This is a genomic window from Hyphomonas sp. L-53-1-40 (assembly GCF_000682775.1).
Taxonomy (GTDB): Bacteria; Pseudomonadota; Alphaproteobacteria; order Caulobacterales; family Hyphomonadaceae; genus Hyphomonas.
The window spans coordinates 321,014-347,997 of sequence record NZ_AWFI01000001.1 but is presented as its reverse complement, the minus strand read 5'-3'; the positions used below and the strand labels follow the sequence as shown (position 1 = coordinate 347,997).

General features: G+C 55.8%; 27 protein-coding genes. 11 read left to right on the top strand and 16 right to left on the bottom strand.

Features of this window, described 5'->3' with window-relative positions:
• Positions 1-34 precede the first annotated feature (34 nt).
• Complete coding sequence (locus tag L53_RS01665) at positions 35-991, bottom strand: UDP-glucuronic acid decarboxylase family protein (RefSeq protein WP_034810955.1); 957 nt, start codon at positions 989-991, stop codon at positions 35-37.
• 89 nt (positions 992-1,080) lie between these two features.
• Between L53_RS01665 and L53_RS01660 the strand changes: the two genes are divergently transcribed.
• The gene (locus L53_RS01660; protein WP_034810952.1) at positions 1,081-1,752 is read left to right on the top strand and encodes a DNA-3-methyladenine glycosylase I; all 672 of its coding nucleotides are present in this window, start codon (positions 1,081-1,083) and stop codon (positions 1,750-1,752) included.
• Here the strand turns inward: L53_RS01660 and phhA are convergent.
• Positions 1,749-2,654 (bottom strand): phenylalanine 4-monooxygenase, encoded by a 906-nt coding sequence (gene phhA, locus L53_RS01655; protein WP_233347470.1) that lies wholly within the window; start codon positions 2,652-2,654, stop codon positions 1,749-1,751. The two genes, L53_RS01660 and phhA, sit on opposite strands and share 4 nt — an antisense overlap.
• Positions 2,655-2,766: 112 nt before the next feature.
• Between phhA and L53_RS01650 the strand changes: the two genes are divergently transcribed.
• Positions 2,767-3,846 carry a glycosyltransferase family 2 protein gene (locus tag L53_RS01650; RefSeq protein WP_051607446.1) on the top strand — a complete coding sequence of 360 codons (1,080 nt, stop codon included), beginning with the start codon at positions 2,767-2,769 and terminating at the stop codon, positions 3,844-3,846.
• 18 nt (positions 3,847-3,864) lie between these two features.
• On the opposite strand, the gene L53_RS01645 is transcribed toward L53_RS01650, so the two are convergent.
• From L53_RS01645 to L53_RS01635, 3 genes are read right to left on the bottom strand one after another with little or no spacing between them, the layout of a single operon-like run.
• Entirely contained in the window at positions 3,865-4,551 is a 687-nt protein-coding gene (locus L53_RS01645; RefSeq protein WP_034810949.1) for a cytidylyltransferase domain-containing protein, read from the bottom strand.
• Positions 4,552-4,571: 20 nt separating this feature from the next.
• A complete protein-coding gene (locus L53_RS01640) occupies positions 4,572-5,531 on the bottom strand; it encodes a phosphoglycerate dehydrogenase (RefSeq protein ID WP_034810946.1) in 960 nt (319 codons plus the stop codon).
• 34 nt (positions 5,532-5,565) lie between these two features.
• Complete coding sequence (locus L53_RS01635; RefSeq protein WP_034810943.1) at positions 5,566-6,348, bottom strand: 2-keto-4-pentenoate hydratase; 783 nt, start codon at positions 6,346-6,348, stop codon at positions 5,566-5,568.
• 153 nt (positions 6,349-6,501) lie between these two features.
• Here L53_RS01635 and L53_RS01630 point away from each other — a divergent pair, with 153 nt between their 5' ends.
• Together L53_RS01630 and L53_RS01625 are read left to right on the top strand one after the other, a co-directional pair.
• The gene (locus tag L53_RS01630) at positions 6,502-7,230 is read left to right on the top strand and encodes an inositol monophosphatase (RefSeq protein WP_034810941.1); all 729 of its coding nucleotides are present in this window, start codon (positions 6,502-6,504) and stop codon (positions 7,228-7,230) included.
• Positions 7,231-7,263: 33 nt separating this feature from the next.
• On the top strand, positions 7,264-8,313 hold the full coding sequence (locus L53_RS01625; RefSeq protein WP_198019709.1) for a Gfo/Idh/MocA family protein: 1,050 nt from the start codon (positions 7,264-7,266) through the stop codon (positions 8,311-8,313).
• On the opposite strand, the gene L53_RS01620 is transcribed toward L53_RS01625, so the two are convergent.
• From L53_RS01620 to L53_RS01580, 10 genes are all read right to left on the bottom strand, one after another.
• Positions 8,310-8,792, bottom strand: a complete 483-nt coding sequence (locus L53_RS01620) for a hypothetical protein (protein WP_034810937.1) — start codon at positions 8,790-8,792, stop codon at positions 8,310-8,312. The two genes, L53_RS01625 and L53_RS01620, sit on opposite strands and share 4 nt — an antisense overlap.
• The gene (locus tag L53_RS01615) at positions 8,743-9,687 is read right to left on the bottom strand and encodes a DUF2793 domain-containing protein (protein WP_051607445.1); all 945 of its coding nucleotides are present in this window, start codon (positions 9,685-9,687) and stop codon (positions 8,743-8,745) included. The genes L53_RS01620 and L53_RS01615 overlap by 50 nt, the downstream gene beginning before the upstream one ends.
• A gap of 66 nt (positions 9,688-9,753) precedes the next feature.
• A complete protein-coding gene (locus L53_RS01610; protein WP_034810935.1) occupies positions 9,754-10,728 on the bottom strand; it encodes a hypothetical protein in 975 nt (324 codons plus the stop codon).
• Between the two features lie 12 nt (positions 10,729-10,740).
• Positions 10,741-11,208, bottom strand: coding sequence for a hypothetical protein (locus tag L53_RS16090; RefSeq protein ID WP_156947780.1), 468 nt, complete (start codon positions 11,206-11,208; stop codon positions 10,741-10,743).
• Positions 11,165-12,232 (bottom strand): MBOAT family protein, encoded by a 1,068-nt coding sequence (locus L53_RS01605; RefSeq protein WP_051607443.1) that lies wholly within the window; start codon positions 12,230-12,232, stop codon positions 11,165-11,167. Before L53_RS01605 ends, L53_RS16090 begins: the two co-directional genes overlap by 44 nt.
• 15 nt (positions 12,233-12,247) lie before the next feature.
• On the bottom strand, positions 12,248-13,258 hold the full coding sequence (locus L53_RS01600; RefSeq protein ID WP_034810934.1) for a hypothetical protein: 1,011 nt from the start codon (positions 13,256-13,258) through the stop codon (positions 12,248-12,250).
• Positions 13,259-13,279: 21 nt separating this feature from the next.
• Entirely contained in the window at positions 13,280-14,818 is a 1,539-nt protein-coding gene (locus L53_RS01595) for a glycosyltransferase family 4 protein (RefSeq protein ID WP_034810933.1), read from the bottom strand.
• 32 nt (positions 14,819-14,850) lie between these two features.
• The gene (locus L53_RS01590; protein ID WP_198019708.1) at positions 14,851-15,822 is read right to left on the bottom strand and encodes a class I SAM-dependent methyltransferase; all 972 of its coding nucleotides are present in this window, start codon (positions 15,820-15,822) and stop codon (positions 14,851-14,853) included.
• Between the two features lie 24 nt (positions 15,823-15,846).
• Complete coding sequence (locus L53_RS01585) at positions 15,847-17,049, bottom strand: glycosyltransferase (protein ID WP_034810931.1); 1,203 nt, start codon at positions 17,047-17,049, stop codon at positions 15,847-15,849.
• Between the two features lie 2 nt (positions 17,050-17,051).
• Entirely contained in the window at positions 17,052-17,930 is an 879-nt protein-coding gene (locus L53_RS01580) for a 6-hydroxymethylpterin diphosphokinase MptE-like protein (RefSeq protein ID WP_034810929.1), read from the bottom strand.
• Positions 17,931-18,130: 200 nt separating this feature from the next.
• Between L53_RS01580 and L53_RS01575 the strand changes: the two genes are divergently transcribed.
• The 5 genes from L53_RS01575 to L53_RS01560 all read left to right on the top strand — a co-directional run bounded on the left by L53_RS01575 (position 18,131) and on the right by L53_RS01560 (position 23,763).
• On the top strand, positions 18,131-20,044 hold the full coding sequence (locus L53_RS01575) for an acyltransferase family protein (protein ID WP_051607442.1): 1,914 nt from the start codon (positions 18,131-18,133) through the stop codon (positions 20,042-20,044).
• Positions 20,045-20,139: 95 nt separating this feature from the next.
• Positions 20,140-20,550, top strand: coding sequence for a hypothetical protein (locus L53_RS01570; protein ID WP_051607441.1), 411 nt, complete (start codon positions 20,140-20,142; stop codon positions 20,548-20,550).
• Position 20,551: 1 nt separating this feature from the next.
• Positions 20,552-20,704, top strand: coding sequence for a DUF5989 family protein (locus tag L53_RS17100; RefSeq protein ID WP_198019707.1), 153 nt, complete (start codon positions 20,552-20,554; stop codon positions 20,702-20,704).
• Positions 20,705-20,707: 3 nt separating this feature from the next.
• On the top strand, positions 20,708-22,549 hold the full coding sequence (locus L53_RS01565; RefSeq protein WP_034810927.1) for a carbamoyltransferase: 1,842 nt from the start codon (positions 20,708-20,710) through the stop codon (positions 22,547-22,549).
• Between the two features lie 38 nt (positions 22,550-22,587).
• Positions 22,588-23,763 (top strand): SGNH/GDSL hydrolase family protein, encoded by a 1,176-nt coding sequence (locus L53_RS01560; RefSeq protein ID WP_034810925.1) that lies wholly within the window; start codon positions 22,588-22,590, stop codon positions 23,761-23,763.
• Between the two features lie 25 nt (positions 23,764-23,788).
• On the opposite strand, the gene L53_RS01555 is transcribed toward L53_RS01560, so the two are convergent.
• Positions 23,789-24,358 carry an SIS domain-containing protein gene (locus tag L53_RS01555; RefSeq protein ID WP_198019706.1) on the bottom strand — a complete coding sequence of 190 codons (570 nt, stop codon included), beginning with the start codon at positions 24,356-24,358 and terminating at the stop codon, positions 23,789-23,791.
• A gap of 360 nt (positions 24,359-24,718) precedes the next feature.
• Between L53_RS01555 and L53_RS01550 the strand changes: the two genes are divergently transcribed.
• Positions 24,719-25,603 (top strand): 6-hydroxymethylpterin diphosphokinase MptE-like protein, encoded by an 885-nt coding sequence (locus tag L53_RS01550; RefSeq protein WP_034810920.1) that lies wholly within the window; start codon positions 24,719-24,721, stop codon positions 25,601-25,603.
• A 2-nt stretch (positions 25,604-25,605) separates the two neighbouring features.
• On the top strand, positions 25,606-26,844 hold the full coding sequence (locus L53_RS01545; protein WP_034810917.1) for a glycosyltransferase: 1,239 nt from the start codon (positions 25,606-25,608) through the stop codon (positions 26,842-26,844).
• The last annotated feature ends 140 nt before the right edge of the window (positions 26,845-26,984 follow it).

The window sequence follows — 26,984 nt, the reverse complement described above, 5'->3', positions numbered from 1 at the left end:
GCTGGAAATTCTCAAAGCGCCCGCAAATGCGGGATCAGCCCAGCATCGCCCGGACTTCTTCGTCAAAATACGCAATCGTCGGCTTCAAGCCTTCCTCCAGCGCAATCGTCGGTTCCCAGTCGAGCGTATCGCGCGCACGGGTGATGTCCGGCTGGCGCTGACGGGGGTCATCTTGCGGTAGTGGCTTGTGCACCAGCTTGGATCGCGCACCGGTCATCTCGATGATTTTCTCGGCGAGTTGGCGGATCGTGAACTCGCCCGGATTGCCGAGATTGATCGGACCGGTCACGTCGTCGCTCGTATTCATCAGCCGGATCAGACCTTCAACAAGATCCGAAACATAGCAGAAGCTGCGGGTTTGTTCGCCATCGCCGTAAAGCGTGATGTCTTCGCCCTTCAGCGCCTGAACGATGAAGTTGGAAACCACACGCCCGTCATTCGGATGCATGCGCGGCCCATACGTGTTGAAGATACGCGCGACTTTGATCTGGACCTTGTGCTGTCGATAATAATCGAAGAACAGCGTCTCCGCACAGCGTTTGCCTTCGTCATAACAGGCACGCGGCCCCAGCGGGTTCACATTGCCCCAATAATCTTCGGTCTGGGGATGGATCTCCGGATCGCCGTACACTTCGGACGTCGAGGCTTGAAGAATTTTGGCCCGTGTTCGCTTGGCCAAGCCCAGCATGTTGATCGCGCCATGCACGCTGGTCTTGGTCGTCTGAACCGGATCGAACTGGTAATGCACCGGACTGGCCGGGCAGGCCATGTTGTAGATCTGGTCCACTTCTACAAAGAGCGGCACGGTCACGTCATGGCGCATCACTTCGAAACGGGGATTGTCGAGCAGATGCGCTACGTTGGTGCGCCGACCGGTGAAGAAGTTGTCCACGCAGAGCACTTCAGCCCCGGTATCCAGCAGGCGCTCGCACAAGAAGGAGCCGATAAAGCCGGCACCGCCGGTGACGAGAATTCGGGGGACATAATGCATCCCCCAGCGATCCCTGCTTTTCCCTATGGGGTCAAGACTCTTAGACATTTCCGGGCCTTGTGACAGACTGCTCATGGGAGGCCTGACAGATGAACCCTTTTGACCGCATCGTGGATTTCGCCGCGCAGCATCATGGAGATCGCGCCGCTGTTCTTGAGATGTCGCAGAATGCCCATCAGGCAAAATCCCTGAAGAAAATACCCGACGACCGGTATCTCGCCACGATGTCGCGCTGCGTGTTCAATGCCGGCTTCAACTGGAAAGTCATTGATGCGAAATGGGACGGGTTTGAACTGGCCTTCGAGGGCTTCGATCCAAACAGGCTCGCCTTCTTTGGCGACGAGATGCTGGGTCAGCTCGTGTCGGACACGCGCATCGTGCGCAATGGCCAGAAGATCAAGGCGACGCTTGAGAATGCGAAATTCGTGGCGGACACCGCCAAAGCGCATGGCAGCTTCGGCGCGTTCCTCTCTGCCTGGCCCGCTGACGACCAGGCCGGACTTCTCGGCTACCTGAACGAAAAGGGCTCACGCCTTGGCGGAGCGACGGGGCAGTATTTCCTGCGCTTCTCGGGCTGGGATGCCTGGATCATGTCTGGGGATGTCTGCCGCGCCCTGGTACAGGAGGAGGTGCTGGATAAGCCAGAGGCCAAATCCAAATCCGCGATGAAGAAAGTACAGGTAGCCTTCAATCACTGGCATGCCGAGAGCGGCCTGCCTTATGCCCAGATCAGCCGCATTCTGGCGCTCAGCGTCGGCTAGACCTGCGCCTTCTGGCGAAAATAGTCGAGCGATCCACGATGGATCAGCGCATCGCCTGGCAGGGTTTCATGGGCCTCGATGTCGGGCTTGTTTTTCACCTCATCATAGACGCCGCCGAAATCCTGATAGCAGGCGTCCAGCAAGGCGTCGAAGCTGTCGATGACGAAATAGGTCTGCTGGAAGTCGTCGATGATGTATTTGGTGCGCATGATACGCTGCAGGTCGAAGGCGACCCGGTTGGGGCTGTCATTCTCAAGCGCAAACACGGTTTCGTTGGGACTTGAGAGAATACCGGCACCATAGATGCGCAGACCGCCCGCTTCGCGGATGAGGCCGAACTCGACCGTGTACCAGTAGAGTCGCGCGAGGTTGTGCAGCTGGCCGAGTTGCATGGCCCGCTGTCCGCCCTTTCCATAGGCTTCCATGAAGTCAGCAAATACAGGATCAGCCAGCATCGGCACATGACCGAAAATGTCGTGAAAAATATCCGGCTCCTGGAGGTAGTCAAACTCCGCCTCGGGTCGAATGAAGGCCCCGGCCGGAAACCGGCGATTGGCGAGATGGTCAAAGAAAATCTCATCCGGCACCAATTCCGCCACAGGCACGACGCGCCAGCCCGTGATCTTCTCAAGCTTGTCCGACAGTTCAGCCATGTTCGGAATACCCGACGCGGACAGCTCAAGCTCTGCCATTGCTTTCAGGGCCACTTCCGAGGCCCGGCCTTTCGCAATCTCTCGCTGACGCAGGAACAACCGATCCCAGCGATCATGCTCTGCCGCACTGTAGGTATCCCACGCCTGATCGATCGTGAAATCAGCGGCGCGCGGAGCGTCATGGTAGCGGTTCTTGGCAGGTGAAGTTGTCATGGCCGGACTGTACAGCAAATCGACATATAGTTCCATATGAAACTATATGTCCCTCTCTTGAGCGGCTTCCAGCACTCGGGTCGACGGCGTTACGCGAACATGTCAGTAAGGTTTCGGGAATTAAGTGGGGCGTACAATTGTAATCGGTATGACAGAATCAATTTCCCCCGCGAGCGCCGCGCCCAAGCCCTTCAAGTCTTCAGCGATAAGCTTCTCTGTGATCATTGTGAACTACAATGGGGGCGCGTATTTGCAGGCCGCCGTCGATTCGCTGAAGACTCAGACATTTCAGGACTTTGAGCTGATTGTCATCGACAATGCATCGACCGACGGGTCGCCAGATACGTTGGATCTCTCTGGTATCGCACAAGCCAGGCTCATAAGGAACTCCGACAATGTCGGCTTTGCGGTGGCCAACAACCAAGCCGCAAATCTGGCGCGCGGACAATGGCTCGCATTGCTCAATCCGGACGCCACAGCGTCCGCCAACTGGCTGGAGAAGCTTCAAGCCGCCTCCCGGCACCATGCGGGCTGCCGTGTGTTCGCCTCGACCCAATACTGCCTCGACGACCCGGATATGCTGGACGGCGTGGGCGATGCGTATTTGATCTTCGGTATCCCTTGGCGGGGTGGCTTCGGCCACCCGGTTTCCCGGCTACCCGAAACGGGTCTCTGCTTCAGTCCATGCGGCGCTGCGGCAATGTATGACCGGGAACTTTTCCTGCGTATCGGCGGCTTTGACGAACGCTTTTTCTGTTATTGCGAAGATGTCGACATCGGCTTCCGCCTGCAGCTTGAAGGGGAGCCGTGCGTCTTCCTCAAGGATGCGGTTGTGCACCATGCGGGCAGTGCCATTTCTGGTCGCCACAGCGCCTTTTCATCCTATCACGGAACACGCAACCGCATCTGGACCTATGCGAAGAATATGCCGACTCCTTTGCTGGTCCTAACTGCTCCGGTTCATCTCGTTCTGTCGGTGTATCTCATTTTCCGGAGTGCCATGATCGGATGTTTCAAACCCACACTACGTGGAACCTGGCACGGCGTGCGAGATCTACCGGCGATCCTGTCAGACCCACGCTGGCGTGTTCGGAAGAGAAAGCGTTCGATGATCGACCTTCTACGCACGATGACGTGGAATCCACTACGCATGAACCAGAGACTGCCTCATGTCCGGCCCCTGCCTTCTGACGCGGATCAGCCCCTGATCGCCCGAGAAGCACACTAGGACAGGCGACAGACTCCGTCAGTCACCCTCAACCGAACCGCCTTGATGGACGAAATCATACAAGGCTTCTGCAATCCGCAAATCTTCCTCAGTCTTGATGACATGCCCTGCCATCTTGTTGACGGTAAACACGCCTCGTCGGCCCGCATATGTCGCGCAGCCGCCGGACTCTTTTGCGGCGAGGAATGTCGCAGAGCGCCACCCTGTGATTGACCAGGAAACCTTCCGAACAGGATCGAGATCCTGCGAGTTCGTCTTCTCGGAAAACGTGAAGTTCACAGGTTCATCATGGTAGAGGCATTCCAGCTGATCATCGACCACGCTGAGCAGCACGTCGACATCGGTTTCAATCATTGCACTTACAAAGTCGCGCACCTCAGCGGTTGTCAGCAATGGCGCAATCGAGTGTACTTGGAACACGCGATCACAGGGATTGGCCTTCAGGAACTCTGTCACGAAGTCTTCACTCGTTGCGTTGTTGGATCCAAGCTCCTCCGGGCGCTGATGGAACTCAACACCCTCGGCTTGCGCAATCGGCCCGAAGTCCGGATGTTCGGAATTCACGATGATGCGGTCGAAGACACCCGCCTCGCGGCATTTCCGGATCGCGTGCACGATCAACGGAACGCCTTTCAACGGCGCCAGGTTCTTCTTTTGCAGACGCTGGCTGCCCATGCGGGCGGGGATCATCGCGATATTGGTCATGCGGCAACAAGCCTTTCGGTTTAGCGCAAATAGTCTGGAATATGGCTCAATGCAGGTTGGGCGTTTTCCAGCCCTTCAATCGCAGCCATGCCCATCATGAAAATGGCTTCTTCAGCGCTACCGCCAATATGGCCTGTAGCGATGAAGTTCGGCAGTCGCAGCAGATCCATGTCCGTCGGGGGTTCCGGTTCAAACACGTCAAACGCAGCCGCCGCAATGTTCTCATTGTGCAACGCACGCTTCAGCGCTGCCTCGTCCACCAATCCGCCACGCGCCGTATTGACCAGTACCGCATCAGTCCGCATGCGAGCCAGGCGATCAGCATTGATGATCATCGACGTGGCAGGTGTGAACGGCACGTGCAGCGAAAGGACTTCACTGGTCTCGACTAGTTCATCCAGTGAAACGCTTTTCACGCCAGTTTCCTCACAGAACTCCGACAGGTCGCGAATATCATGCGCCTGGACTTCGCAGCCAAGCGCCAGCATGAGCCGCGCCACTTCCTTGCCGACATGTCCGCACCCCAGCAGGCCCACTTTGCGGCCTTGCAACTGACGACCCTTGATCTGACGAAATTCACCACCCACGATTTCCATATGTGACCTCACAACATGGCGCAGGCTGGCGATACTGAGTGCAATCACAAGCTCCGCGACAGACCGGCGATTCACGCCGCCTGTCCAGCCAACGTGGACTCCGCGGGCTTCACACGCATGCAGGTCCACATTGTTCAGGCCTACGCCATATTTGCCGATGACTTTCAAATCAGGCAGCCGCGCAAGGATGTCATCGGTGATCTTCTCGAGCGCGACTACGACGTGGGACTTGCCCTGCAGAAAGGCGACGAGTTCGTCACCTGCCAAGGTGCGACCGGTGTCGTTCAAAGTGACGTCGCTATAGCGGCGATTGAGTTCAGCGGCCAACTTTTCATGCGCGGAAAAGGAACGCGATAGCACGGCGACGGAGGCTGTGTTGTTCATTGAAGTTTCTCCTGTCCCGAGATGCGTATCCCGCTTACGAACCGGCTGCGAAATGCAACTCGGCCTCCCCAAGACCGTCGACACTTGCCACAATTCTGGCAGGCCCATCAAGGCCCACACGCGGGGCCAGCGCCCCAAGCAGGATTACGTCGCCGCGCCGATGTTCCCATCCTCTCGCTGCCATGCGATTCACATGATCGGTGAGCAATTCAGACGGCAACGCAACCAACTGCCTGACATCACCCTCCTCCTTCACGACACCGTCAACAATCAGCCGACCCACACGATCACGATCATCTAAGCTATCGGCACCCTCTACGCCCTCTCCGGCAACCGCATAACCTGCTGCACCATTGTCCGCGACCAGCGCCAGGCCGCCATGGATTCCCAGCGCAGAGAAGCGGGTTTCGGGAACCTCGATAGCGGCAATGGTTCGCGCCACCGCGTCCAGCACCTCAGTGCGGGTATATCCGCCGGGCTTCAGCGGCAGGTCAGTCCCCAGGACGACCGCCAGTTCACATTCCGCGCCGGGCTGCCTGAAGTCGGTCATAGGCCGAGTGTTACCGGACGAGATCATGTTCGTCGAAGGGATCAGTCCCGAGAAAGGCCGTGCAAGCCCGAGCCCGTCGCGCGAACCCTGATTGCTTGCGCCCAGCTTCCAGTGGCCGCCTTTCAATCCCAACGCCCTCAGATAGGAGTCCTGCACGTCTTCGGCGGACTCGTAATCGGCCGGCAACTGGTGCGTTGGGAAGGAACAGATGGTGCCCGTTCGGGCTGCTGAGACAAGCGCGTCGGAAAGATTTTCGAAGTGTTTCATGAAATCAGAATGCCTGAATGAGTCATGCCGTTTGCTCCTGCATTACGCCTTGTTCTAGGGGAGCAACTACCCTATCAAAAGCCCCTCAGGTCAGGGAACACCTCACGGCTTCGAATTCCGTACCGAATTGATACGCGAGTAGATAATCCAGCTATGTCCATCGTGATCAATTACGAACTCTTGCTGGCGAGCGCCAAGGCAAGCGGCGACTTCCTCCGCTCACGATTCGCAGACGCCGCAATAGACACCGCGCTGGCGCGAGATGTGAAACTTGCCGAAGATCGCCAATCAGAAGAAATGGTGGCCGCCGGACTGCTTTCCGATAGTCCGTGGGGCGTCATGTCTGAAGAGGGCGGATGGCTCCGAGAGCCAGCGAGCCCGGATGACCCCTATTGGGTGATCGACCCCTTGGATGGAAGCTACAATTTCATGCGCGGAATCCCCTTGTGCGCTGTTTCCATTGCGCTTTGTCAGGGAATGACGCCGCTAGCGGGCGCGGTATATGATTTTGTCCGGGACGAACTTGTCCACACGAATGAGACAGCCGGGCTGTATCGCAACGGCGAACGCATTGACCGCGCGGCCCTTGGCGGCCCGTCGTCCCTCTCAACAGGTATCCCCGCCGCCACACGCTCCAATGCCGAAGCCGCGGCAAAGAATGCCGAGGCACTGAACGCCTGGGGCAAGGTGCGGATGATTGGCTCGGCCGCCCTGTCCCTCTCATGGGTCGCTCAGGGGAAACTGGACGGATACCAAGAAAAAGGGATCAGATGGTGGGATGTCGCCGGCGGCCTCGCATTGGTGCGGGCCTCTGGCGGAAATTTCACCGTTGCAAACGACGATATATGGTCACCGCTGGAAGTTTCGGCCAATGGCCGTTAGCGACGCCCAGCGTAGAGTTTTAGGAGTGAAGAAATGTCAATGAATGTTGGAATTTGCGGATTCGGCAAAATGGGACAAATTCGTGCCGATGCGATCGAAACGCACGGCTTCGCCCAGATCAAATCCGTCTTCGACGTCAACATCCCCGATGACTGCAAATACCCGGTCGCCAATTCCATTGACGAGATCATCGAAGACCCGGACATCGACATTGTCTTTCTTTGCCTGCCCAACTATTTCAACAAGCCGAAAACGATCATGGCACTGAAGGCTGGCAAGCACGTCTTCTGCGAAAAGCCCCCCGCTTTCAGCGCTCAGGATGTGCGCGATATTCAGGAAGTCGAACGCGCCAGCGGCAAAGTACTGATGTACGGTTTCAATCACCGTCAGCACGGTGCAATCGACAAGATGAAGAGCATCGTGGACTCCCGCAAGTTCGGCTCCATTCTCTGGATGCGTAGCCGCTACGGCAAAAGTGTGGATGGTGACTATCTGAACACATGGCGAGCCAAGAAGGAACTGGCTGGCGGCGGCATTCTGCTGGATCAGGGCATCCACATGCTCGACCTCCTGCTCTACCTGACCGGCAAGCCGTTCGACGAAGTTCACGCCATGGTCTCCAACATGTACTGGAAAACCCCCGGCATCGAAGACAATGTCTTTGCGATCATGCGCAACACGCAAACGGGCGTCACTGCGTCAGTCCACTCCACCATGACGCAATGGAGACACCTGTTCTCGCTCGAAGTCTTCATGGAGCGCGGCTATATGGTGCTGAACGGTTTGAAGACGTCGTCAGGGACCTATGGCGACGAGATCCTTACCATCGCTCAGAACCGCACAACGGCGCCAGCGGCAACATGGGAAGACGAAGAACGCCTGACCTTCCACATCGACCAGTCATGGGCACGGGAGATCGAGCTCTTCTTTGACAGCGTCCAGAACGGTGCCCCGGTTAAATTCGGGTCCTCTGATCAAGCCCTTGAAGTCATGTCCCTGATAGACATGATTTACGAACATGATCTGCATCAGGCACCAAACCTCGCAGACCAACTCAACATGACCGTCAAGGAACTGACCTAGCCCGGACGCTCCGGCTTCGGCGTCTTTTCTGCCGCTTTCAGCATCTGATGGAGGGTGTCGATCAGTACGGCGTAAATTTCGGCGGTTTCCACCAGTCTCTGAATCCACTCACCCATTGTGAGCGGTCCGTTGACGGGATCATAGGTTGCCTCGTTCGGCATCGAGGTCAGATGGCGTTTGTCTTTCCAGTGCCGGGCGTAACCGTCCAGTGTGAGCGGGTCATGTGAACCGCCGATACGCGCCACAAACCGGCGCGCTGGCTCGTGATGGCGGGCAATTGCCGCTGCCGGGGGAACATGCCGGTCTGGCGTGCGCGCATCCCACTTGTTTATATCCACACGTCCGTCGATCGCCTGATCCAGCACATAACAGCTCAACAATGCGTTATCATCATATAGAGCCTCGGCGTTGATCGTGCCGGCGCCCTTGTCACCGCCGGTTGGCGACCCGGCAACGATGCCGCCGGCAAGAACATTCAACCGCGCCGAGGGATTTGATGTCCCTATCCCGACCTGGCCATCCGCATCGATCAGAGCCCGCCGTGTAGAACTGCGTGTTGTCGCCAGTGCGTGCGAACAGGATCGGACCATTGCCAGTTGAAGTGGTCGTGTCATCCTGCATCTGAAACACAATGGTCGGATCGGTTCCCTCGAGCTTGAAGGCAACATTCGCCAAGCCCGCATTGACATGGAAAGGTGTCGCTGGCGCATCCGTCCCGATACCGACGAAGCCGGTATCCTTGTCGACCGAAATTGCATCCCGCCACACGCTTCCATCATTGCTGACCTTTATGTGGAAATCGTCATCACCCGTCAGACCAATCTCCGCGCGCCCTGATGCGCCCGATTGCATGAGAAGAGAGGCAGTCGCGGCCGGGGCACTCTTGTTGACGTTTAAGCGACAATCTCCGTTACCGGGTGTGACGTCATCATGCTGCAACAGGACAGAGTCAGATTTCACAGACAAGCGATTGGAAAGGTCGGCTATCGTGTTGATCCCCAATACCGGGCTCTCTTCCGATGGCGCGGCGCCCGCCATAGCCACCCAGTCAGCGCCATTGAAAACGCGCATCACCGCTTCATCCAGAATGTAAGCCCGCATACCCGCCAGTGCCTGGAATACGGCCCATGCACCATCCTGGAATGTGGCGATTGTATTCACGGCATAGCCGGACCAGTTCTCGCCCGTCGCGCTGGCAGGAATGATGTAGGCCTCGCCGTCCAAAGGCGCCTCGGGCTGGATCGAAATTGCTTTCGATTGCACGCACAGCTGAACCATCTGGTCCAGCTTGCGGAACGCCTCGTTTACGGTGACATGTTTCTGGGCCTGATTGGGTATCAGGTATGGCAGACCAAGACGTGCAGACTCGTCCATGTGGAGCTCCTTTGATGCTTTTCAGACATCTATAGCTCCGTGCGGTTACGGTCGGATTGGCAGAGTTTAGTCCTCGGGTTGGGAGTTGGACCGCAGTTGTTCAACCAATCCTTTTCCGATCACGCGACTGTGCTGAATCTGGCACTCCTCCTGCAAATGCTCACGGGAATCAAAAAAGCATGTGTACGGATATTGTAAGTTGCCCTTGAACTCCAGGAAGCCTCCCTTTTCTGCCATCCCAAACCAAGCACGCATCTTGTCGAGCGCCTCCGGAGACAGCTCGCCCGAGTCAACGGAAGGGCTGAGCAAACCATATACGGTAATGTCATTGGCGTTGGCCCACTTGATGAATTCCATCAAGCCGGCAGGAGGTTCGACCATCTCTGCAATCCTTCGCGTTTCCGCTGCAGAAGATCCGGCCGTTTCGACTTTCTCGCGGTATTTGGCAGCGACCTCCGCAGTGTGTCCGCGATAGTCCCCCTGCAAAGTCATACGTCCTTCCTTGTCGAATCCATGGCGTTTGCCACCGACATAGTTCTCAGTTTCCAGCAGGGCGGCGAACAAATAATCGAGGTCGAAATAGAATAGCGCGTCCAATGAACGCCTGACACCCAGCCCCTTCAGAAAGCTTTTCTCATGACGCACAATGTAGGGATATGAAATGCGAGCCCGCATATCCTCGGCATTCAGGAAGTAGAGCCGGTACTCCCACGGCAGCAGAACGATATCGCCAGGTTCTGCAACTTGCTTTACTTGCTGAAGAATTGTCTCGCGCCCCAATGCCAGCGCAATGGACAGATTCACACATGGTATTCCGGATTCCTCGGCAATCGTCTCGCAGCGGTCGCTGTAAAATCCGCTACTCCCGGCAGCGAGGACAATTTTCGGCTTGTCCAGCGCTTGGCCGTAAGCTCTCTTCTGTGAATATACGCGGTCGAAAATCCCGACCGACAATGGCTTGTCGATAACCACACCGAACAGGCCAAAATACAGCACAAGTCCCAGAAGGCTGGCGGCAATAACACTCAGGATAGGTTTCATTTACGCGCCTCCCTAAAACTGGAAGTAGATGAATTCTTCAGACGCTGTTCCGAAGAACACCGCCTGAATGACGAAGCCGATTACCAGCGCAACTCCCACGAGGCGTGCGCGCTGACCGCCCCGTTCCTTCGTCTGCGCGAATGCCACGACAAGCCCGAGCAGGGAGAAACAGAACGCCTGCACCAAGCTGGTCCATTGGGCCGGATCGGAGAAGAGGGTCGAACCGGCAGGGGTCAAGGACGCATACTTCACGGGGAGCCCCAGCAGCGCATTGAGATGAGGCGGCATATGGAATCCATTCATGCCGAGGAAACCGGCCAGAACATTGTTTGCCGCTTCCAGGCTTTCTGCGCGGAAATAGATCCATGCCACACAGACCGCAAAGAACGTGACAGCCCAGCCAAACACCCTGCCCGGCAGGCTTCCAACGGCGGCCTCAAGCCCGCTCCCCTTGATCACCGAGTTGAACAGATGGTTCACCGTCAGATATGCTCCGTGCAGCCCTCCCCAGATCACGAAAGTCCATGCCGCGCCATGCCAGAGACCGCCAAGCAGCATGGTTGTCATCAGGTTGATATCGGCGGTTACCGCCGAGAGGGATGTACAGATAGTCGCGCAGGAAGTCAGACAGTGTGATGTGCCACCGGCGCCAGAAATCGATAATACTGGATGCGCGATAAGGGGCTGCAAAGTTCTCAGGCATCTTCAAGCCTACCAGCAAGGCAAGCCCAATGGCGATGTCCGAATAGCCGGAAAAATCAAAATATATCTGTCCGGCAAATCCAAGCGTTGCCAACCACGCCTCGATCAAAGTTAGTTGCGCACCCGCAGCAGCTTCACCGAACAGCTGGTTCACCGCAGGTGAAATGCCATCTGCCAGGACGGCCTTCTTGAACAGGCCGATGATGATAATTGCGAGCCCGCTTGCGAACATGGCGGCGGTGGGGCGCGCAAACAGCCTGGTCTTGAACTGGGGCACCAGATCCTTGTGATGAACGATCGGGCCCGCAATCAACTGCGGAAAGAATGAGATGAACAGGGCATAGTCTACAAAGCTGTATTCTTCACCGAGCTTGCGTTTGTAGGCATCTACCAGGAACGCGATTTGCTGGAATGTGAAGAACGAAATTCCCAGCGGCAGGATGACCTTGAACACCTCGATATCGAAACCGAACAAGAATTCTATATTGCCGATGAAGAAGTTGAAATATTTGAAGACAAACAGCAGGCCGAGATTGAACGTCACGCTACAGATAAGCAAAAAACGCCGCTGTCCAGGCGGACGGTCGTGCGCGGAAAGCGCCCTGCCCACGAAGTAATTGACAATGATAGTTCCAAACAACAGGAACAGGTACCGCCACTCCCAATACCCGTAGAAAAACGCAGAGGACAGCAGTAGCCAAATCTTAACGGCATCCTTCTGTCCGGCACGTCCAAGCAGCAAAGCAACAACCAGCACGACCGGTAAAAAATAGGCGAGGAACGGGACAGAATTGAACAGCATGGCGCAGTGAGCCCTTTATGACGAGCGCAAGCCGCGCCGCTTTAGCAGTGGCGGGATTACTTCATGAAAGAATTGGCGCCATGACAACAGGCGCAACTTTCTGAGCCGTGTTCCTGCCGACCCCTTGATTTGGTCGTGCTTGATTCCCAGCCCACGCGACGGCCGGTCGAATATGGCCAAGTTCACATGGCCCACACCCAGTTTCCATAGCTTGATGCTCAATGCGTGCTCATTGAGTATGTTGCGCACCTTGTTCTTGAAGAGCGGAAAGGTTGTTTCGTTCAGGACATAGCCCCGCTTGTCTCCTCGTCGCCAGACTTTGGTCTGGTGCGTGTAGAGAAACTCCTGATAGTTCTGCGAAAGCGGAGCGCTTTCCCGAAAAGGTTTTTCTGGACAATAGCGCGTGAATACTTCGTTTGCCGTCGAGAAACTGGTCACAGGGTATAGCTTCTCAAATACGGATCTCGGCGCCATGAAGAAGGTCGTGCACAACCATTTCCGACAGGCCTCCCCGCCGATACGCATTGGCTGGGCCAGCGTATCAAGCGGAGCCGGATTGACTCTGGAGAATGTATCTACCCATCCCAACACGGTATTCTGTGCTGGCAATTGGCGAATAAGGTCGCCGTCGATCGCTGCCAGCGCCTCCAGCGGCTTTGAATTGGCCAAGGCATCATTGACCATCAATACGACGTCGAAAGTTTCCGGCAGCCTCGTCCGCACTTCCCGCCAGCCGCGATCCCAGCCGGTAAACTCATGAGCGGTATTATCGCCGCCGACCGCAAAGGCGCGGCATGGCCAGCCCTCATTCGATACCGATTGCCACTCGCGTTGTTCGTTCGCATTGTCGATCTCGACAACCGTGAACTCTATGCCTTCGCGCGCCCTGAAGAAATCTCCGAGAACTGCACGCACGCCTTTGGTTTTCTCTGGATCGAATGTCAGGAACAGGACAAGCACCCTGAAGGCACGTTCCCCTGCCCCCTGCAGACGGTCGTCGCGGCTGGGCACACCATTAGCGCTCATTGAGCAAGACCTTGAACATACTCAACTATTCTTCGTCTCTTGAAATTCCTCAGCAATCTGAGAGACGGAAACTGCCTCTTTCTCGCGAAGGCTGGCCAACACTTCAGGTAACAGTTCCTGCGCTTGTGGTGAGAGCATGAGATGCTTGAGGAATCCTGGGTTACGCCGAATAGCCAGCGTAAGCGCTTTCCTGTTCTCGAACATCAGCGTCGCCATCGCCCGATCTTCCAGAAGAAGAGAAAGATTGTGATGGGACAAAATCGCCTGACCGAACAGTTTCCTCAGGACAGGCACACGGCGGAATGTTCCAGCAAGCAAGCGGACGAAGTTCTGCTTGATCCTATGCTTCAGCGATGGCGTACCGCTGCGTCCGACTGGTTTCGCAGTCGCTTGGTCGATGGCGACGAGTGTTTTGCATGTTGCCTGCAACTCGTCTTCGGAGGTCACGTTCGCCTTGGGTGCATACTCGGCCTCGCGTCCGAGCAGGTCGTCGATCAGGCGGACATAAGCATCAAAGCCCAAGCTGGAATAATCATGCTGCCGGATTTCGGACTGACGTGCAGGCAGATTGTCGAGCACATCGGAGATAATGGGCGCAAGCTCTTCTGGCTCGTCCATTGACGCGTAAATCAGCTTGTCTCCGCTGACCTCTCTCAACACAGGAAGATCGTACACGACACACGGTACACCACAATAGAGCGCCTCGACCGGCGGATAACCAAACCCCTCAAACCTCGACAGAAAGAGCATCAAATCTGCTTCGTACAGCAATTTGAACTTCTCGACATCAGTCACACGATGCTGGAAGTGGACCTCCACATCGTGCTCTTCGCCCCATGCATGGTAAGCTGAAGCAATGGATTCATCCATCGTCGCTGTTCCGACAATAAATGTCAGCCGGCATCCCGACAGGGCGGGTCCAGCATGATCGAGCAATTCCATACCGCCCTTGTATCCGAACGCGCCCCCGAAACGCGTGATACAGATGACGGATCGGCGATCATCGGACTTTACTGCAAGGGCTTTGGCCTCCGCAGCGGCCAGATCATTGATGGGTGGATTGATGTGATGAAAGCGGGCACCTGTATCAGCAAAGTATTCTTCCGCATGCGTCTCACCTTCCAGTGTCGACGCGAGAACCACATCCAAGTGCGGCCCAATAGCCTTCCACGCGTCCCAGGGCTTCTGGTTTGTGCCGTGTTCTGCGGTCTTCGCAATCCAGTTGGGGGTCTCGAAACTCAGCATTCCGAGCTTCGCCTTATTCGCGACGGAAATGTCCAGCGCCCGCCGGAACACTTTCACTGGCGGATGCTTGTGCGGAATAATCCAGACAAAATCCCACGGCCCATCGGGTGTGTCCGAAAAATCCCGCGTCAGCCGCAACGCAAACCGGTCGCCGAAGTCGAAATCCTCGAAGTCGTCAATGAAAATCGGCGTATTGTTCGTCCAAAACGTGACCTGGTGACCAAGCGCGGCAAACGCCTGTGCCATCATCCACGCATGGTAGCGCCCGCCCGAATAGGCACCTTGAGGCATGATGCTGCAAATAAGGATTTTCATGCCAGCCCCTGAACAAGCACGTGCGGACAAGCCTACTCTTCAGTCGACTTTTTCTTGCGCCGAAGCCAGATACTGGCCCCTTGGTTCTTCAGGCACAATGGCATGCGCTCCTCGAAAAACTCGCGGTGGAACCTCTGCATGAATGTATTCGTGTAGACGATTTCGAAGTCGCTATTGAATTCGAGAAACGCCCGAAGGAGATAGGTCTCTGTCCACCAGCGGCCCTGATACACCCAATGCTCGGGATACTCGAACGGATAGTGGATATCGTGGAAATGAACGTACACCCCCTCATTGATGTGCGGGAGTATCTCGAAGAACATGTGGTTCACATCACTGCCCACGCGAGAGACGTGTGTCGAATCGACAAACAGAATGTCGTTTTCCTGCAGCGAGGTGAAGACTTCGATATCGACGTCCTGAACCCGCTTTTCGATGATTTCACGGGTCTCGAGATCGGAAGGACGCACCAGCGATTTCAACAATTGCGGATAGGGTTCGACGAAACGGATATCGATATCACCATTGAAGAATGCGTCATTGGTATCGAGCATACAGCACGAGGAATACCCGGACCCGACCTCGACGATGCGCTTGGGTTTGACGCGGCGCATCATGCTGTAAAGCGAGATGGCATCGGAGTAGGAGTAGCCCCCATTCAGGAAGCCGTAGCGCATCTTGTCAGAAGGCTCGTCGCCAAATGGAATATCGTCATAGAAGGACGCAAACTCTTCAAGCACGGCCAATTGCTTGTCTTCGTTCAGGCCGATGCCAGGCAGGGTACGCCGATCACGATTGAAAATTCGCGCTTCGTCGGCCTTGATGTCTTCAATGTTGGCGACCGGAGAATAGAAATGCCCGAGTGCGCGCCACAGTGGGCTCTTCTCCTCATCGACGCCGACCTTGTTGATCTTGTCTTTCAATGAGCGGACTATCTTTTTCAACGCAGCATTTTCCTTCTGCAGCACCTCAAGTTCATCCTTGTTGTCTTGTACATCCGTCACTGGATACCCCACTTGGTTCAAGCCTTAGGAACGTGCGCCTGCCATCATCTTGTCGAGCAGGATGGCAGCACTTTCTCCTATACGTGTCGTCTCATAGTCTTCGCGCGCTTTGCGGCGAGCAGCAATTGCAAAAGCTGCTTTTGCCGCGTCATTCGCCAGTATGCTTCGAACGGCGTCGGCCATGTCAGCTGCGCTGAAATCATCCAGCACAATCCCGGCATCATCCAGCACGAATTCTGCCGCGCCGCCTGAACCCTTGAAACAGATAATTGGCGCGCCAAACGCAGCCATTTCCATGACCGAGCGTGGAAAGGGGTCATCGCGCGATGTCATCAATCCAATTTCAAACAGTTTCAAATATGGATAGGGGTTCTTGCGCGCGCCCGGGAAGACGACCCGACCGGAAAATCCCGCATCTTCCACTTTCTTCAACATATCCTGCCGCATACCGCCATCACCTATCCAGACGAAGTAGACGGGCCGCCCCTTCGGTTCGGAACGCAGGACATCCAGGGCGGTATCGACGAAATAATCGACCCCCTTCCGGCTATCGACTGACCCCAGACCGCCAATGATCACAGCATCTTCAGGCAGTGCGAGTTCCTTGCGCATCTCGCCGACGGTGAGATCTTCAGCCTTCTTGTCGAAAACTTCCGGCTCCATGGAGCCGGGCACGATCCCGATGCGCTCATGTGGGATGGAGAATGTATCTTTCAGATAATTCCGAACAAATTCGGAAACGGCGAAATATTTGTAATCCGGCTGCTTGAACGCATTCAATTGGACCTGATTGTACAGCGCGATCGTCGTCCATAATTCCCGCACATGGATGAGCGTCGGTGCCTTGATGCCTAGCTTGGCCAGCAAGTCCCCGTTCACAGTCGTGTTGGAATACACAAGATCAGGCTTGAATTGACGCAGTTTCAGCCGCAGGCGCTGTTCATGTCGCCACTGGCGGAATTTTCGCCGCCGAACGTCTTCTGGCAGAGGCGGTCGTTTCGCCCCTTCCGGGCGCATATCGGCCGGATCCAAAAAATGCTGGTAGTAGACATGAGTTGGCGCGAGTTTTTCAAACTCACTGCGCAGCGGACCTTCCTTGCGCATCAGAACCTGGAATTCCCAGTCCCGATTGGCGGCAAAATGCTTCATCAGCGTAAGCAGGCTTATGGGCGCGCCACTCATCGTGCCGTGATGCGATATGAACAGGATGCGTTTCTTTTCGGTCATGTCTACTTTTTGAAAATGCTGTCAAAATCTGTTCGGGGAAATGCATCAAGGAAGCTGTTGACGCCGGCATTGTAGATTTCGCGGCCAGCCTGCTTGTAGGCGTCGGCGGCCACTTCATAAGCCTTGTCCTGAAGTGAGGTGTTTGGCACGCCGATCACGTCTCCGATCTGGTAATAATCGGGGTTCATGTGGCACTGCCGAACGAGTTCGTAGTTCTCCTTGGTCACCTCGATCTTGCCGGGCGGAAAATTCTTGGCCAGCGCACCATAACTGTGATCGACGCCAATCAGGTAGACCGGATTGCAGCCCAGATAGTAGGCCAGCTGCAACGCGATATAAGTGATGGTCGAGCCCAGATACACGATGTTGGAAAAGTCACGGGAGAACTGGATTCCCATTTCGTCGAAATAGTACGGGTCTCCCCGGCGCGCATTGAAAAACAGCGTGTCGTTGAAATTCTTGAAACAGTACGCGTTGTAGATCGCCGCCATTTTGGTCGGCCCCACAACATTGTGGATTTCCTTGCGGCGCAACTCGGTCTGCTCTGTATCTTCGAACAGGAGATATTTGGTGTGGAAGCCCCATTCGTCGAACATCTGGTAGATGCCATTGGCCCCGAACGTGATCTGGTCGCGCAGCGGCGTCAGGTCCATTTCCTTCAGGCTCGGACCATTCCCGATAATGAATCCCGGCTTGCCCTGGTGCTTGTTGCGCATGTGGCGCAGCGTCGTCTGGAATCCCGGCCGGCGATAAAACCCGAACTTGCCAGCACCGTTGCGACCCGGCTTGATCTGGTCAAAGAAATTCATGCGCGCCCGCACGAGACGCAAATAACCGGCAGCCTTTTCCTTTTCAGGAAACCTGTTGGTCCAAACAATCATTTTCTCGGAAACTCCCACCGACGTAAAACGTCGCTCAATATGCACGAAACAGCCCCGCACGTGTCTTGCCAGTCAAAGGCAAGCAATTAGACTCCCTTAGGCAATAAACTCTAGACGGACAACATTGACAGCGGTCATTTCTTGGCAGCGACCTCATGAGACCGTACCAAGACTTGAAGCCAGCGAAACAAAGAAATCATATGAAGCGAACATATCTTCCTGCGGTTGACGGACTGCGTTCCGTCGCCGTCATGTCTGTGCTGTTATTTCATGCCGGATTCTCAGTATTTTCCGGCGGTTACGTCGGTGTCGACGTCTTCTTTGTAATCTCCGGCTACCTGATCACAGGTCACCTTCTTACCGACCAGGAGAGGGGCGAATTCAGCTTCGGGAAGTTCTATCTTCGCAGGGCAAGGCGGCTCTTGCCGGCGGGATTCTTTACCTTGGCCGCATGCCTTCTGATAGGATCTTGGTTGCTCTCGCCTGAGCACCTTGAAGAATTGGGCATCTCATCAGTCTATTCTTTATTCTCGCTCCCGAACATATATTTCTGGCTGCAAACAGGCTACTGGGATGCTGCGGCAGAGACTAAGCCGTTGCTTCATTTTTGGTCGCTGGGTGTTGAAGAACAGTTCTACCTTGTCTGGCCTGCAATGCTTGCCGTATCACTGCGATTCGGAGGACGTCGAACGGCGCTGAGCATTATAGCCATTCTGTCGATTGGCTCCCTCTGCGCGTCCGAAGCGATGCTTCCGGATCATCCTACAGCTGTGTTTTACCTAACCCCGTTTCGAGCTTTTGAGTTCTGTATCGGCGCGGTTTTGGCATTCTTTCCTGCTCCGTCCGCTTGGAACCGGTGGGTAAGAGATATCATATTTGCGCTCGGGCTGACTGCCGTCACCACCGCCATCTTCTTATATAATGGTAGCACAAGATTTCCTGGCCTAAACGCCATACTCCCATGTTTGGGGGCGGCGATGATTATCCACATCGCACGTGCACCGGGCCGGCTGGGATTTATTTTGGGAAATCCTGTAGCTGTTTATCTTGGGAAAATATCCTACTCAGTTTACTTGGCTCATTGGCCTATCATTGTGTTCTACACATACTGGCGATTTGTAGAGCTCAGTCCGACGGAAAGCGTCGTACTTGTGCTCGCGGCAATGGCCGCCGGCGCCCTAATGTACCATTTCATCGAACAACCATTCCGGCACCCATCTCAATCCCAGCCCCAGAGAAGCAATCGTATCTTTATTGCTGGTCTTGTCGCCAGTTTGGCTCTGATTGCACTACCTTCTACCGGCGCATGGTTGTCAGGCGGCTGGACGTCGCGGTACACGAAGCCCGAACTTGAGCTGATGAATGTGGATAAACTTGCAATTTTTGCAACTTATCGCTCAAGCGTTTGCTACTCAGGTGCCGTAGGTTTCGAAAACAAGATCAGTCGCGAAAAATGCCTTACCACTGTACCAGGGAAGCAAAATATTATTCTTCTCGGAGATAGCCATGCCGCCCACCTGTATCCTGGCCTGATTGCGACCTTTCCAAGCATAAATATAATGCAGGGTAATTTTTCGTCATGCTCGCCGATTATGGGGCATGAACCGGCGGACACGCCCTGCGCCTCATTCATGGACCACATCTATTCGGTCGACCTGCCGCGCATACGCCCTCAAAACGCAATCCTCGCCGCGAGATGGAGCAGAACCGACATTAAACCTCTTCGTGAAACCATACGTCATCTCAAGGCGCTGGGTGTTAAGCCCATAATTTTCGGCCGAAGCGCGGAGTACCAACATTCGCTGCCGGATATTGTGCAACGCCGCGGTGTTACCGCCAATCAGATGAACACGTCTCGTTTCATGTTGCGCGGCCTACGTATCGTAAACGGAGAATTGGAAGCACTCGCAAGAGAGGAAGAAGTTGCCTATTTTGATCCCCTTGATATCTTCTGTACGGAAGGCGACATTTGCCTCATAGCAGAGGAGATGCCGCTGCTGTTTCAATGGGATTCGGGCCACCTCACACCCGAGGGCTCCGCCTTTCTTGCAAAGCGCTTCAGCGAAACTGGCATGCTTGCCAGCAGTGGCTTGGGAGCAACCAGCAGTCCGTAAAATTCCGCAACGCGTACCAGACGTGCAAGACATTGCCGCCAGGAACCAATCGGGGTAGACGAGCGCGAAGCCGAAGTGAGAAGCGGGACGACAGGATGAGTGCCTTCGAAAAGGTCGAACACACTGCACCGCCTCCGGCCTCCCCCCGTAGTGTCGGATACACATTCGCAGCCGTTTCCGCGATCGCGGCCGTCCTGCTGCGCAACCATGTTCAGCTATCATTGGCCCTCGCGGGCGCAGCCCTGTTGTTTGCGCTCGTCGCCTTCGTCGCGCCGCGTTGGCTGAAGGGACTCGCATATTTGTGGGGCTTGCTTGCACTGGGTCTGGCCAAGATCGTCAACCCGCTTGTGATGGGCATCATGTATTACGGCTTCATTACGCCCTACGGCCTGCTCTTGCGTATGGGGCGCGATCCATTGCGCATTCACAAGAGGCCCCAAACCGGCTCATACTGGTGCGAATCGACGGATCCTCAGGACCGGGCCGCAATGGAGAGACAGTTCTGAGATGAAAGAGATTCTGAAAGAGCTGGCGTTATACTTTTCGCAGCGCAGGAAATTCTGGTTGTTGCCTGTATTCCTGTTCGTTTTGCTGATTGGCGGGGCGCTGGTGTTTGCACAAGGCTCACCATTAGCCCCGTTCATTTACTCCCTGTTCTAAGTGATGCCGACATATATCCTGGGCATTTCAGCCTACTTCCATGACAGCGCGGCCGTTCTGCTGTGCGACGGCAAGATCGTCGCAGCCGCCCAGGAAGAACGCTTCACCCGGGTCAAGCATGATGCAGGCTTTCCGGCAAAAGCGACGCGCTATTGTCTCGACGAAGCGGGCATCGAGCTCAGCGACGTGCAACACATCGCCTATTTCGAGAAACCGCTGCTCAAGTTTGAGCGCCTGATCGAGACCTACCTGACCAGCGCCCCGCGCGGTCGCAAGACATTTGCGATCGCCATGCCGAGTTGGATCAAGGGAAAGCTCTTCCAGAAGTCGAACATGGCAAAGATCTTCCGGGATGATTTCAATGATCCTGATGCGGGCAACCGTATGGTGTTTGCCCAGCATCATGACAGTCACGCGGCATCGGCATTTTATCCCTCGCCTTTCGACGAAGCGATTGTCCTGACAATGGACGGGGTCGGCGAATGGGCCACCACGTCGGTCTCTGTCGGCAGAGGCAAGGAATTACGGCGCATTCGGGAGATCCGCTTCCCGCACTCACTGGGCCTGCTCTATTCCGCGATCACGGGGTATCTCGGTTTCAAGGTCAATTCCGGCGAGTACAAGGTTATGGGGCTCGCACCATATGGCGAGCCGCGATTTGCAGACCTCATGGAAGAGAAGCTGATCTCCATTGCCGATGATGGCAGCTTCTGGCTGGACATGCGCTATTTCGACTATGTCACCGGCCTGCAAATGACCAACAAGGCTTTCCACGACCTGTTTGGTGAGCCTGCGCGCACGTCTGAGAGCCAGCTGACGCAGTTCCACTTCGACATGGCTGCATCGATCCAGAAAGTGACAGAGAATGTGATGCTGCGCATGACCCGCGCGCTACACGCTGAGTTCGCCATCGACAATCTCTGCATGGCCGGCGGCGTCGCCCTCAATTGTGTTGCCAATGGCAAAATCCTGCGGGACGGCCACTTCAAGAATATCTGGGTCCAGCCCGCAGCAGGTGATGCCGGCGGCGCGCTCGGCGCGGCCTTGCTAGCCCACCATCGTTATCTGGACACCGATCGCCTCCTGACGGGTGACGGCGATGCCATGAGCGGCGCCTATCTCGGCCCGGACTATTCGCAGGAAGATATCAACGCAGCCTTGACCTCAGCTGGCGCTGTATTCGAGGTCGTGGACGAGGACACGATGATCCAAACCACCGCCAAAGCGCTGGATAGCGGTATGGCAATTGGCTGGTTTCAGGGGCGTATGGAATTTGGCCCTCGCGCATTGGGCGGCCGGTCGATCATTGCCGACCCACGAAATCCCGAAACCCAGCGCAACCTGAACCTGAAGATCAAGTTTCGCGAAAGTTTCCGCCCCTTTGCCCCGTCCGTACTGGCCGAAGATGCAGCAGACTATTTCGACCTGAACAGCGACAGTCCATACATGCTGCTCGTCGCTGATGTTGTCGATCGACTGCGCGTACAGCCTGAGTCAGACAGCTCTTCCAAACATGGCATCGATCGCGTGAACGACATCCGCTCGACGCTCCCGGCAATAACCCATCTTGATTATTCCGCGCGCGTGCAAACGGTGCATGCCGAGACGAACCCGCTCTACCACAAGCTGCTCAGCGCGTTTAAGCAGAGGACCGGCTGCGCAGTTGTTGTGAACACCAGTTTCAATGTTCGCGGGGAGCCCATTGTGGAATCTCCTGGCGACGCATTCCGCTGCCTGATGGGAACGGAGATGGATCTACTGGTCTGCGGCCGCGCCATACTGCGCAAGTCGGATCAGGATCCTGCCCTCGTGCTTGACTACAAGAACGCTTTCGATCTCGATTGACACGATCACCAAAGACAACACCGAGCGGTGCCTGAGACATGAACGAACAACCACTTTCGGAAACACCGCATAGCGTTGTCTTGAGCCGACAGGCAAAGATCGTGCTCGGTATCCTCACAATCTTGGCAACGCTGATTCTGTTGTTGGCTACCGACCTGATGGCGAGAGCGTATCTGGGCGCAAAGGGTGCACCTCAATACTCACTGGTCTGGCAGTCTTCCGACAAGCAGGGCAAAAAGGAAACCGTCGTAGACCGTCGGTTGTCGCAGGGACTGAACGTACTCGACCCGCAACTTGGATATGCGCGACCGGCAGGCGGCCCTACGTCTGAGCCCGCTTGGCGCCGGCCCGGTTTCCGGACGTCAGGCGACGAGACGAGTGGCGCTGCGCTGCGCTTGGTTGTGCTCGGTGGCAGTACGAGCGATCCCTACTATGAGAGCGATTGGGGGGCCTGGAGCGAAACCCTTTTCACGCGCCTCAATGAAGGCCCGACAGGACCTGCGGTCGTCTACAATGGCGCGGTATCCGGATACTCGACCAATCAGGAACTGCTAAAGCTTATTCGCGATGTCCCGGCGCTTGCGCCAGATGTTGTGGTCTCACTCAGCGGCGTCAATGATCTGAACTTCTCACACAGCCTGCGCGAGCACCCCATGGTCAGCCCCTATCAGCTCGTGATGCTCAGAACACTCGCCGGCAAAGGACACCAACCGCCACGCTTCATGCCGAACCTGGTGGCCGCCATGAAATCAGGCGGCGAGAAAGATACTCAGCTCACCGTGACAGCAGGCTCTAGCTACGAAATGACAGATGCAGAAATGTGGCGCCGCAACGTTGAGCTGATGAATGCGGCCAGCGCGCAAATGGGCGCACGCTTCCATGTATTCCTGCAGCCAGCCATGGGAATCGAACCAGGTTACATGCCGACCGATTCGGAAGCCGAGCTTTACGCCGCAATGCTCAGCTCAAAACCTGACTACGCTGAAAAAGCGGCAGCTTTTTACACGGCAGCACGTCGCCATTGCGAAGAACTTATGTACTGCACGGACATCAGCGACGTATTTGCAGGAAAAACAGGACTCTACCACGATCCCCGCCACCCCAACCATCAGGGAAACAAGCTGATTGGCGATACGGTATTCGAAACACTTTTTGCGCTGGATTCTTCACCGGCACTTGCCGAGTCCGCCCTAGGCCAGACACCAGAACAATAGCTCTGGTATCTGAATTTTTTGCCGATCAATTCGGCGGATACTCGGCCTTGCCGATGATCATGTCGATAACGGCCATCATCCAGAACTGGTGAACCGTCTCGACGATATTGTAGGCGTGACTGTCGGCCCAGAGGTTTACATCTCCGAGTTTGCGAAGCGGGTTTTCCGGGTTCATTGCAGAACACGTCGTAACGGAGATCCCCATTTTGCGGGCCTGCTCGACAGCATTGAGAATATTCTTTGAGCCACCGGACGAGCTGATCGCAACCAGCGTATCTTCTGGCTTGCCCTGAATCCGCAGAGCGTGGGCAATCCAGTTCTCGAATCCGTAATCATTGGAGAGACAGGTGATTTGAGCGCCATCATTGAAACATGCCGCCGGAATGTGGCCGTTCTTGCCAAGATCAATCGCGAGATGCGATGCAATTCCTGCAGACCCACCATTGCCGATGAAGATCACCTTGCCACCTGCGTTTTTCGACCGGACCCACAGGTCACGCACCTGCCCCAATTGCTCGAATACCGCGTCATTGGGGCGCGCGAAGGTTTCCAATCTGCCGAAATAATCGTTCAGGAACTGGGTATCTGCAGCCACGATAGTCTCACTTTCAATCTGTAAGTTGCGCCCCCAGAAGAGGTCAGGGCTCGTCCGGGCCAGCGATAGGCCGTGTCCCTCAAATTATCAAGTATGATGGCCGACTGCCACAGCGCTTGAACACTTCAACCACCAGCGTTGCCTGAACACACGCAGCCGCCTTACCTGCTAGCAGATTGAAACGGGGATCGGAGGCGTCTAGCGTGCAGGTGCTTTCGCCCTGACCGATTCGCCAAAAGATCGCTTTGAGTTCATGTGTATTAATCCTGATCATGAACGGCCCCTATCAAGGATCATGCGTCACCTTCACGCCGATCGCACAAGCCAACCTGCTCCTCTCAGTACCAAAGCGGTCGCCCAATGATCAGCTGGTCCCGCAACTTTCCGAAATGGAAGTACCCGCTGGGGTATCTGCGCCTGCGCGCTGCGCGCCAGCGTTATTATGATCGTATCGGCCTGAAACAGGATGCACGCGGTCTTCGCATCGGCATCGTGCCGGGCGACGAGCGCAAGCTTGCGGCACTGAAGAATTCGGGCAAGGGCCGCCGCGCCTTCGTACTGGGCAATGGCCCCAGCCTTCGCAACATGGACCTTTCCGCGCTGAAGGACGAGATCACGATTGCCTCAAACGGCGCCTACAAGGCGTTTCAGGAATGGGGCTTTACCCCGGATTACCTGTTGTTCGAGGACATTGAGCAGACCGAAATTCGTGGTCAGGATATTCGAAATATAGATGGGCCGCTGAAGATTGCCGCCATCTATAATGCGCATGGGATCGCGCGCCCCTGGAACAACCTTCTGTTCATGAATGCGCGGCTTGCCGACGAAGCCTATTGGACAGATCCCGGCATTCAGTTCTCGCGTGACTTTTCTCATTCGGTCTACCTTGGATCCACGATCAGCTACATCGCGCTCCAGCTCGCCTACCATCTTGGCTGCGATCCGGTTTATCTGATCGGCGTAGATATGGACTATGGACCGCTGGCGGAACAATTCCCGCCGGGTAAGATCCACGTGTCGGAAGAGAATATCGATCTGGTGAATCAAGCGCATTTCACGAAAGACTATTATCAAGTCGGGGATGTCATCGGCATACCAAATTTTGACCTGCAAAATCAGGCCTTTGGCGTTGCCCGCGCTGCATTTGAAGACGCAGGACGTCATATATACAATGCAGGTATCGGGGGAAAGCTGGACGTGTTCGACAGAGTCGACTTTCACTCACTGTTCCCTGACAAGTCATAGTCATGCGCATTCTCATGATTTCCCATGCTGCCGATCGTACCGGCGCCCCGATCAGTGCGCTGCAATTGGCACGGGAGATGATATCGCTGGGCCATGAGTTGACGATCATCCTTCGGCGCGGTGGCGAGTTGGGCGAGGCCTATCGCGAAACGGCCCCAACCCATATCTGGCGTGAGTCACCGCAATTCGACCTGTCCGACGGATTGAGCACAGCCCTGCGATTCGACCCACTTATGGCAATAAAATGCGTGCGCTCCCCGGACAGACCCTATTGTCTCGGACGGCAAGATCGGCAGCGCACCGCAAGACTCCGACAGGAGATCCGGAACTGGAAGCCCGACATCATCTACGCAAATACAACGCATTGCGGCGATGTCGTTGACGAGCTTGACCTCGACACCCCAATCGTCACGCACGTGCGTGAAATGGGGCCGACAATCCGCGCGCTTGATGCGCGGCGTCTCAAGAGCACGATGAACAAGACGGACATGTTTCTGTGCGCGTCCCGCAGCGTCATGAGGGACCTGTCGCAGGACTTCTCCGTGCCGGACGAAAAACTTCGGGTCGAACCTCCGGCCGTTAAAATACCCCCGGAGCAAATGGCTGCTGCTGATGCAGCGCGCGGCGACGTGAATGACGACCTGAAACTTGGCGAGCTGGACACACTCATTATTGGCGCTGGAAGCCTGATCCCTCGCAAGGGACCCGACCTGTTCGTTGAGGCTGCCAAAACAGCCCTCAACATGCATGACGGCGCTGGCCGGCTGGTCTTTGCGTGGCTCGGCGATGGCGACATGATGCAGAGCCTCAAACACACCGTCCATGAGGCTGGCCTTGAATCAAATGTGCTGTTTCCAGGCGTCAAAGCTCACCCATATGCTTACTTTCGCAGAGCGTCCGCCGTGCTGATCACTTCGCGCGAAGACCCCTATCCGCGCGTCGCCATCGAGGCCGGTATGCTTGGGGTGCCTGTGCTGGCCTTTGCAGATGGGGGCGGCGCTGCTGACCTTGTGCGGAATTATGAAGCCGGACATCTCATTGCCGACTTCGACGCAAAGGCAATGGGGCGCGACGTCAGCGCTCTGGTGACGGCCAACGGGACCGTTGATGAGAACTTGTCAAAGCGCGTATCGCGGGGGCATAACCCGTCAGCAAGTGCGTCACGGATCGTGGCGCTGTTTGAATCTGTGGCGGGCACAGCCCATCAGACGGAACCACACAAAAAGGCCGTAAAACCTTGAATTCTATTTTATTTTTCATGCTTGACCGCCTTGCCTGCGACTCCAAACCAGCGAAAAATACCCTAAACTGGGCCAAATTCCGGTGTCCGCATTTCGAGCCGTAAAAATACATCGGCCCATTGCGTCAATGACGATAATGG

Coding starts and splice junctions, on each gene's coding strand:
- L53_RS01630 (WP_034810941.1), top strand. CDS start 6,502: ATGTCCATCGTGATCAATTACGAACTCTTGCTGGCGAGCGCCAAGGCA.
- L53_RS01640 (WP_034810946.1), bottom strand. CDS start 5,531: ATGAACAACACAGCCTCCGTCGCCGTGCTATCGCGTTCCTTTTCCGCG.
- L53_RS01605 (WP_051607443.1), bottom strand. CDS start 12,232: ATGCTGTTCAATTCTGTCCCGTTCCTCGCCTATTTTTTACCGGTCGTG.
- L53_RS01610 (WP_034810935.1), bottom strand. CDS start 10,728: ATGAAACCTATCCTGAGTGTTATTGCCGCCAGCCTTCTGGGACTTGTG.
- L53_RS01650 (WP_051607446.1), top strand. CDS start 2,767: ATGACAGAATCAATTTCCCCCGCGAGCGCCGCGCCCAAGCCCTTCAAG.
- L53_RS01595 (WP_034810933.1), bottom strand. CDS start 14,818: ATGAAAATCCTTATTTGCAGCATCATGCCTCAAGGTGCCTATTCGGGC.
- L53_RS01560 (WP_034810925.1), top strand. CDS start 22,588: ATGAACGAACAACCACTTTCGGAAACACCGCATAGCGTTGTCTTGAGC.
- L53_RS01615 (WP_051607445.1), bottom strand. CDS start 9,687: ATGGACGAGTCTGCACGTCTTGGTCTGCCATACCTGATACCCAATCAG.
- L53_RS01550 (WP_034810920.1), top strand. CDS start 24,719: ATGATCAGCTGGTCCCGCAACTTTCCGAAATGGAAGTACCCGCTGGGG.
- L53_RS01570 (WP_051607441.1), top strand. CDS start 20,140: ATGAGTGCCTTCGAAAAGGTCGAACACACTGCACCGCCTCCGGCCTCC.
- L53_RS01565 (WP_034810927.1), top strand. CDS start 20,708: ATGCCGACATATATCCTGGGCATTTCAGCCTACTTCCATGACAGCGCG.
- L53_RS01545 (WP_034810917.1), top strand. CDS start 25,606: ATGCGCATTCTCATGATTTCCCATGCTGCCGATCGTACCGGCGCCCCG.
- L53_RS01635 (WP_034810943.1), bottom strand. CDS start 6,348: ATGAAACACTTCGAAAATCTTTCCGACGCGCTTGTCTCAGCAGCCCGA.
- L53_RS01585 (WP_034810931.1), bottom strand. CDS start 17,049: ATGACCGAAAAGAAACGCATCCTGTTCATATCGCATCACGGCACGATG.
- L53_RS01575 (WP_051607442.1), top strand. CDS start 18,131: ATGAAGCGAACATATCTTCCTGCGGTTGACGGACTGCGTTCCGTCGCC.
- phhA (WP_233347470.1), bottom strand. CDS start 2,654: ATGGAACTATATGTCGATTTGCTGTACAGTCCGGCCATGACAACTTCA.
- L53_RS01645 (WP_034810949.1), bottom strand. CDS start 4,551: ATGACCAATATCGCGATGATCCCCGCCCGCATGGGCAGCCAGCGTCTG.
- L53_RS01660 (WP_034810952.1), top strand. CDS start 1,081: ATGAACCCTTTTGACCGCATCGTGGATTTCGCCGCGCAGCATCATGGA.
- L53_RS17100 (WP_198019707.1), top strand. CDS start 20,552: ATGAAAGAGATTCTGAAAGAGCTGGCGTTATACTTTTCGCAGCGCAGG.
- L53_RS01665 (WP_034810955.1), bottom strand. CDS start 991: ATGCATTATGTCCCCCGAATTCTCGTCACCGGCGGTGCCGGCTTTATC.
- L53_RS01600 (WP_034810934.1), bottom strand. CDS start 13,258: ATGAGCGCTAATGGTGTGCCCAGCCGCGACGACCGTCTGCAGGGGGCA.
- L53_RS01625 (WP_198019709.1), top strand. CDS start 7,264: ATGTCAATGAATGTTGGAATTTGCGGATTCGGCAAAATGGGACAAATT.
- L53_RS01580 (WP_034810929.1), bottom strand. CDS start 17,930: ATGATTGTTTGGACCAACAGGTTTCCTGAAAAGGAAAAGGCTGCCGGT.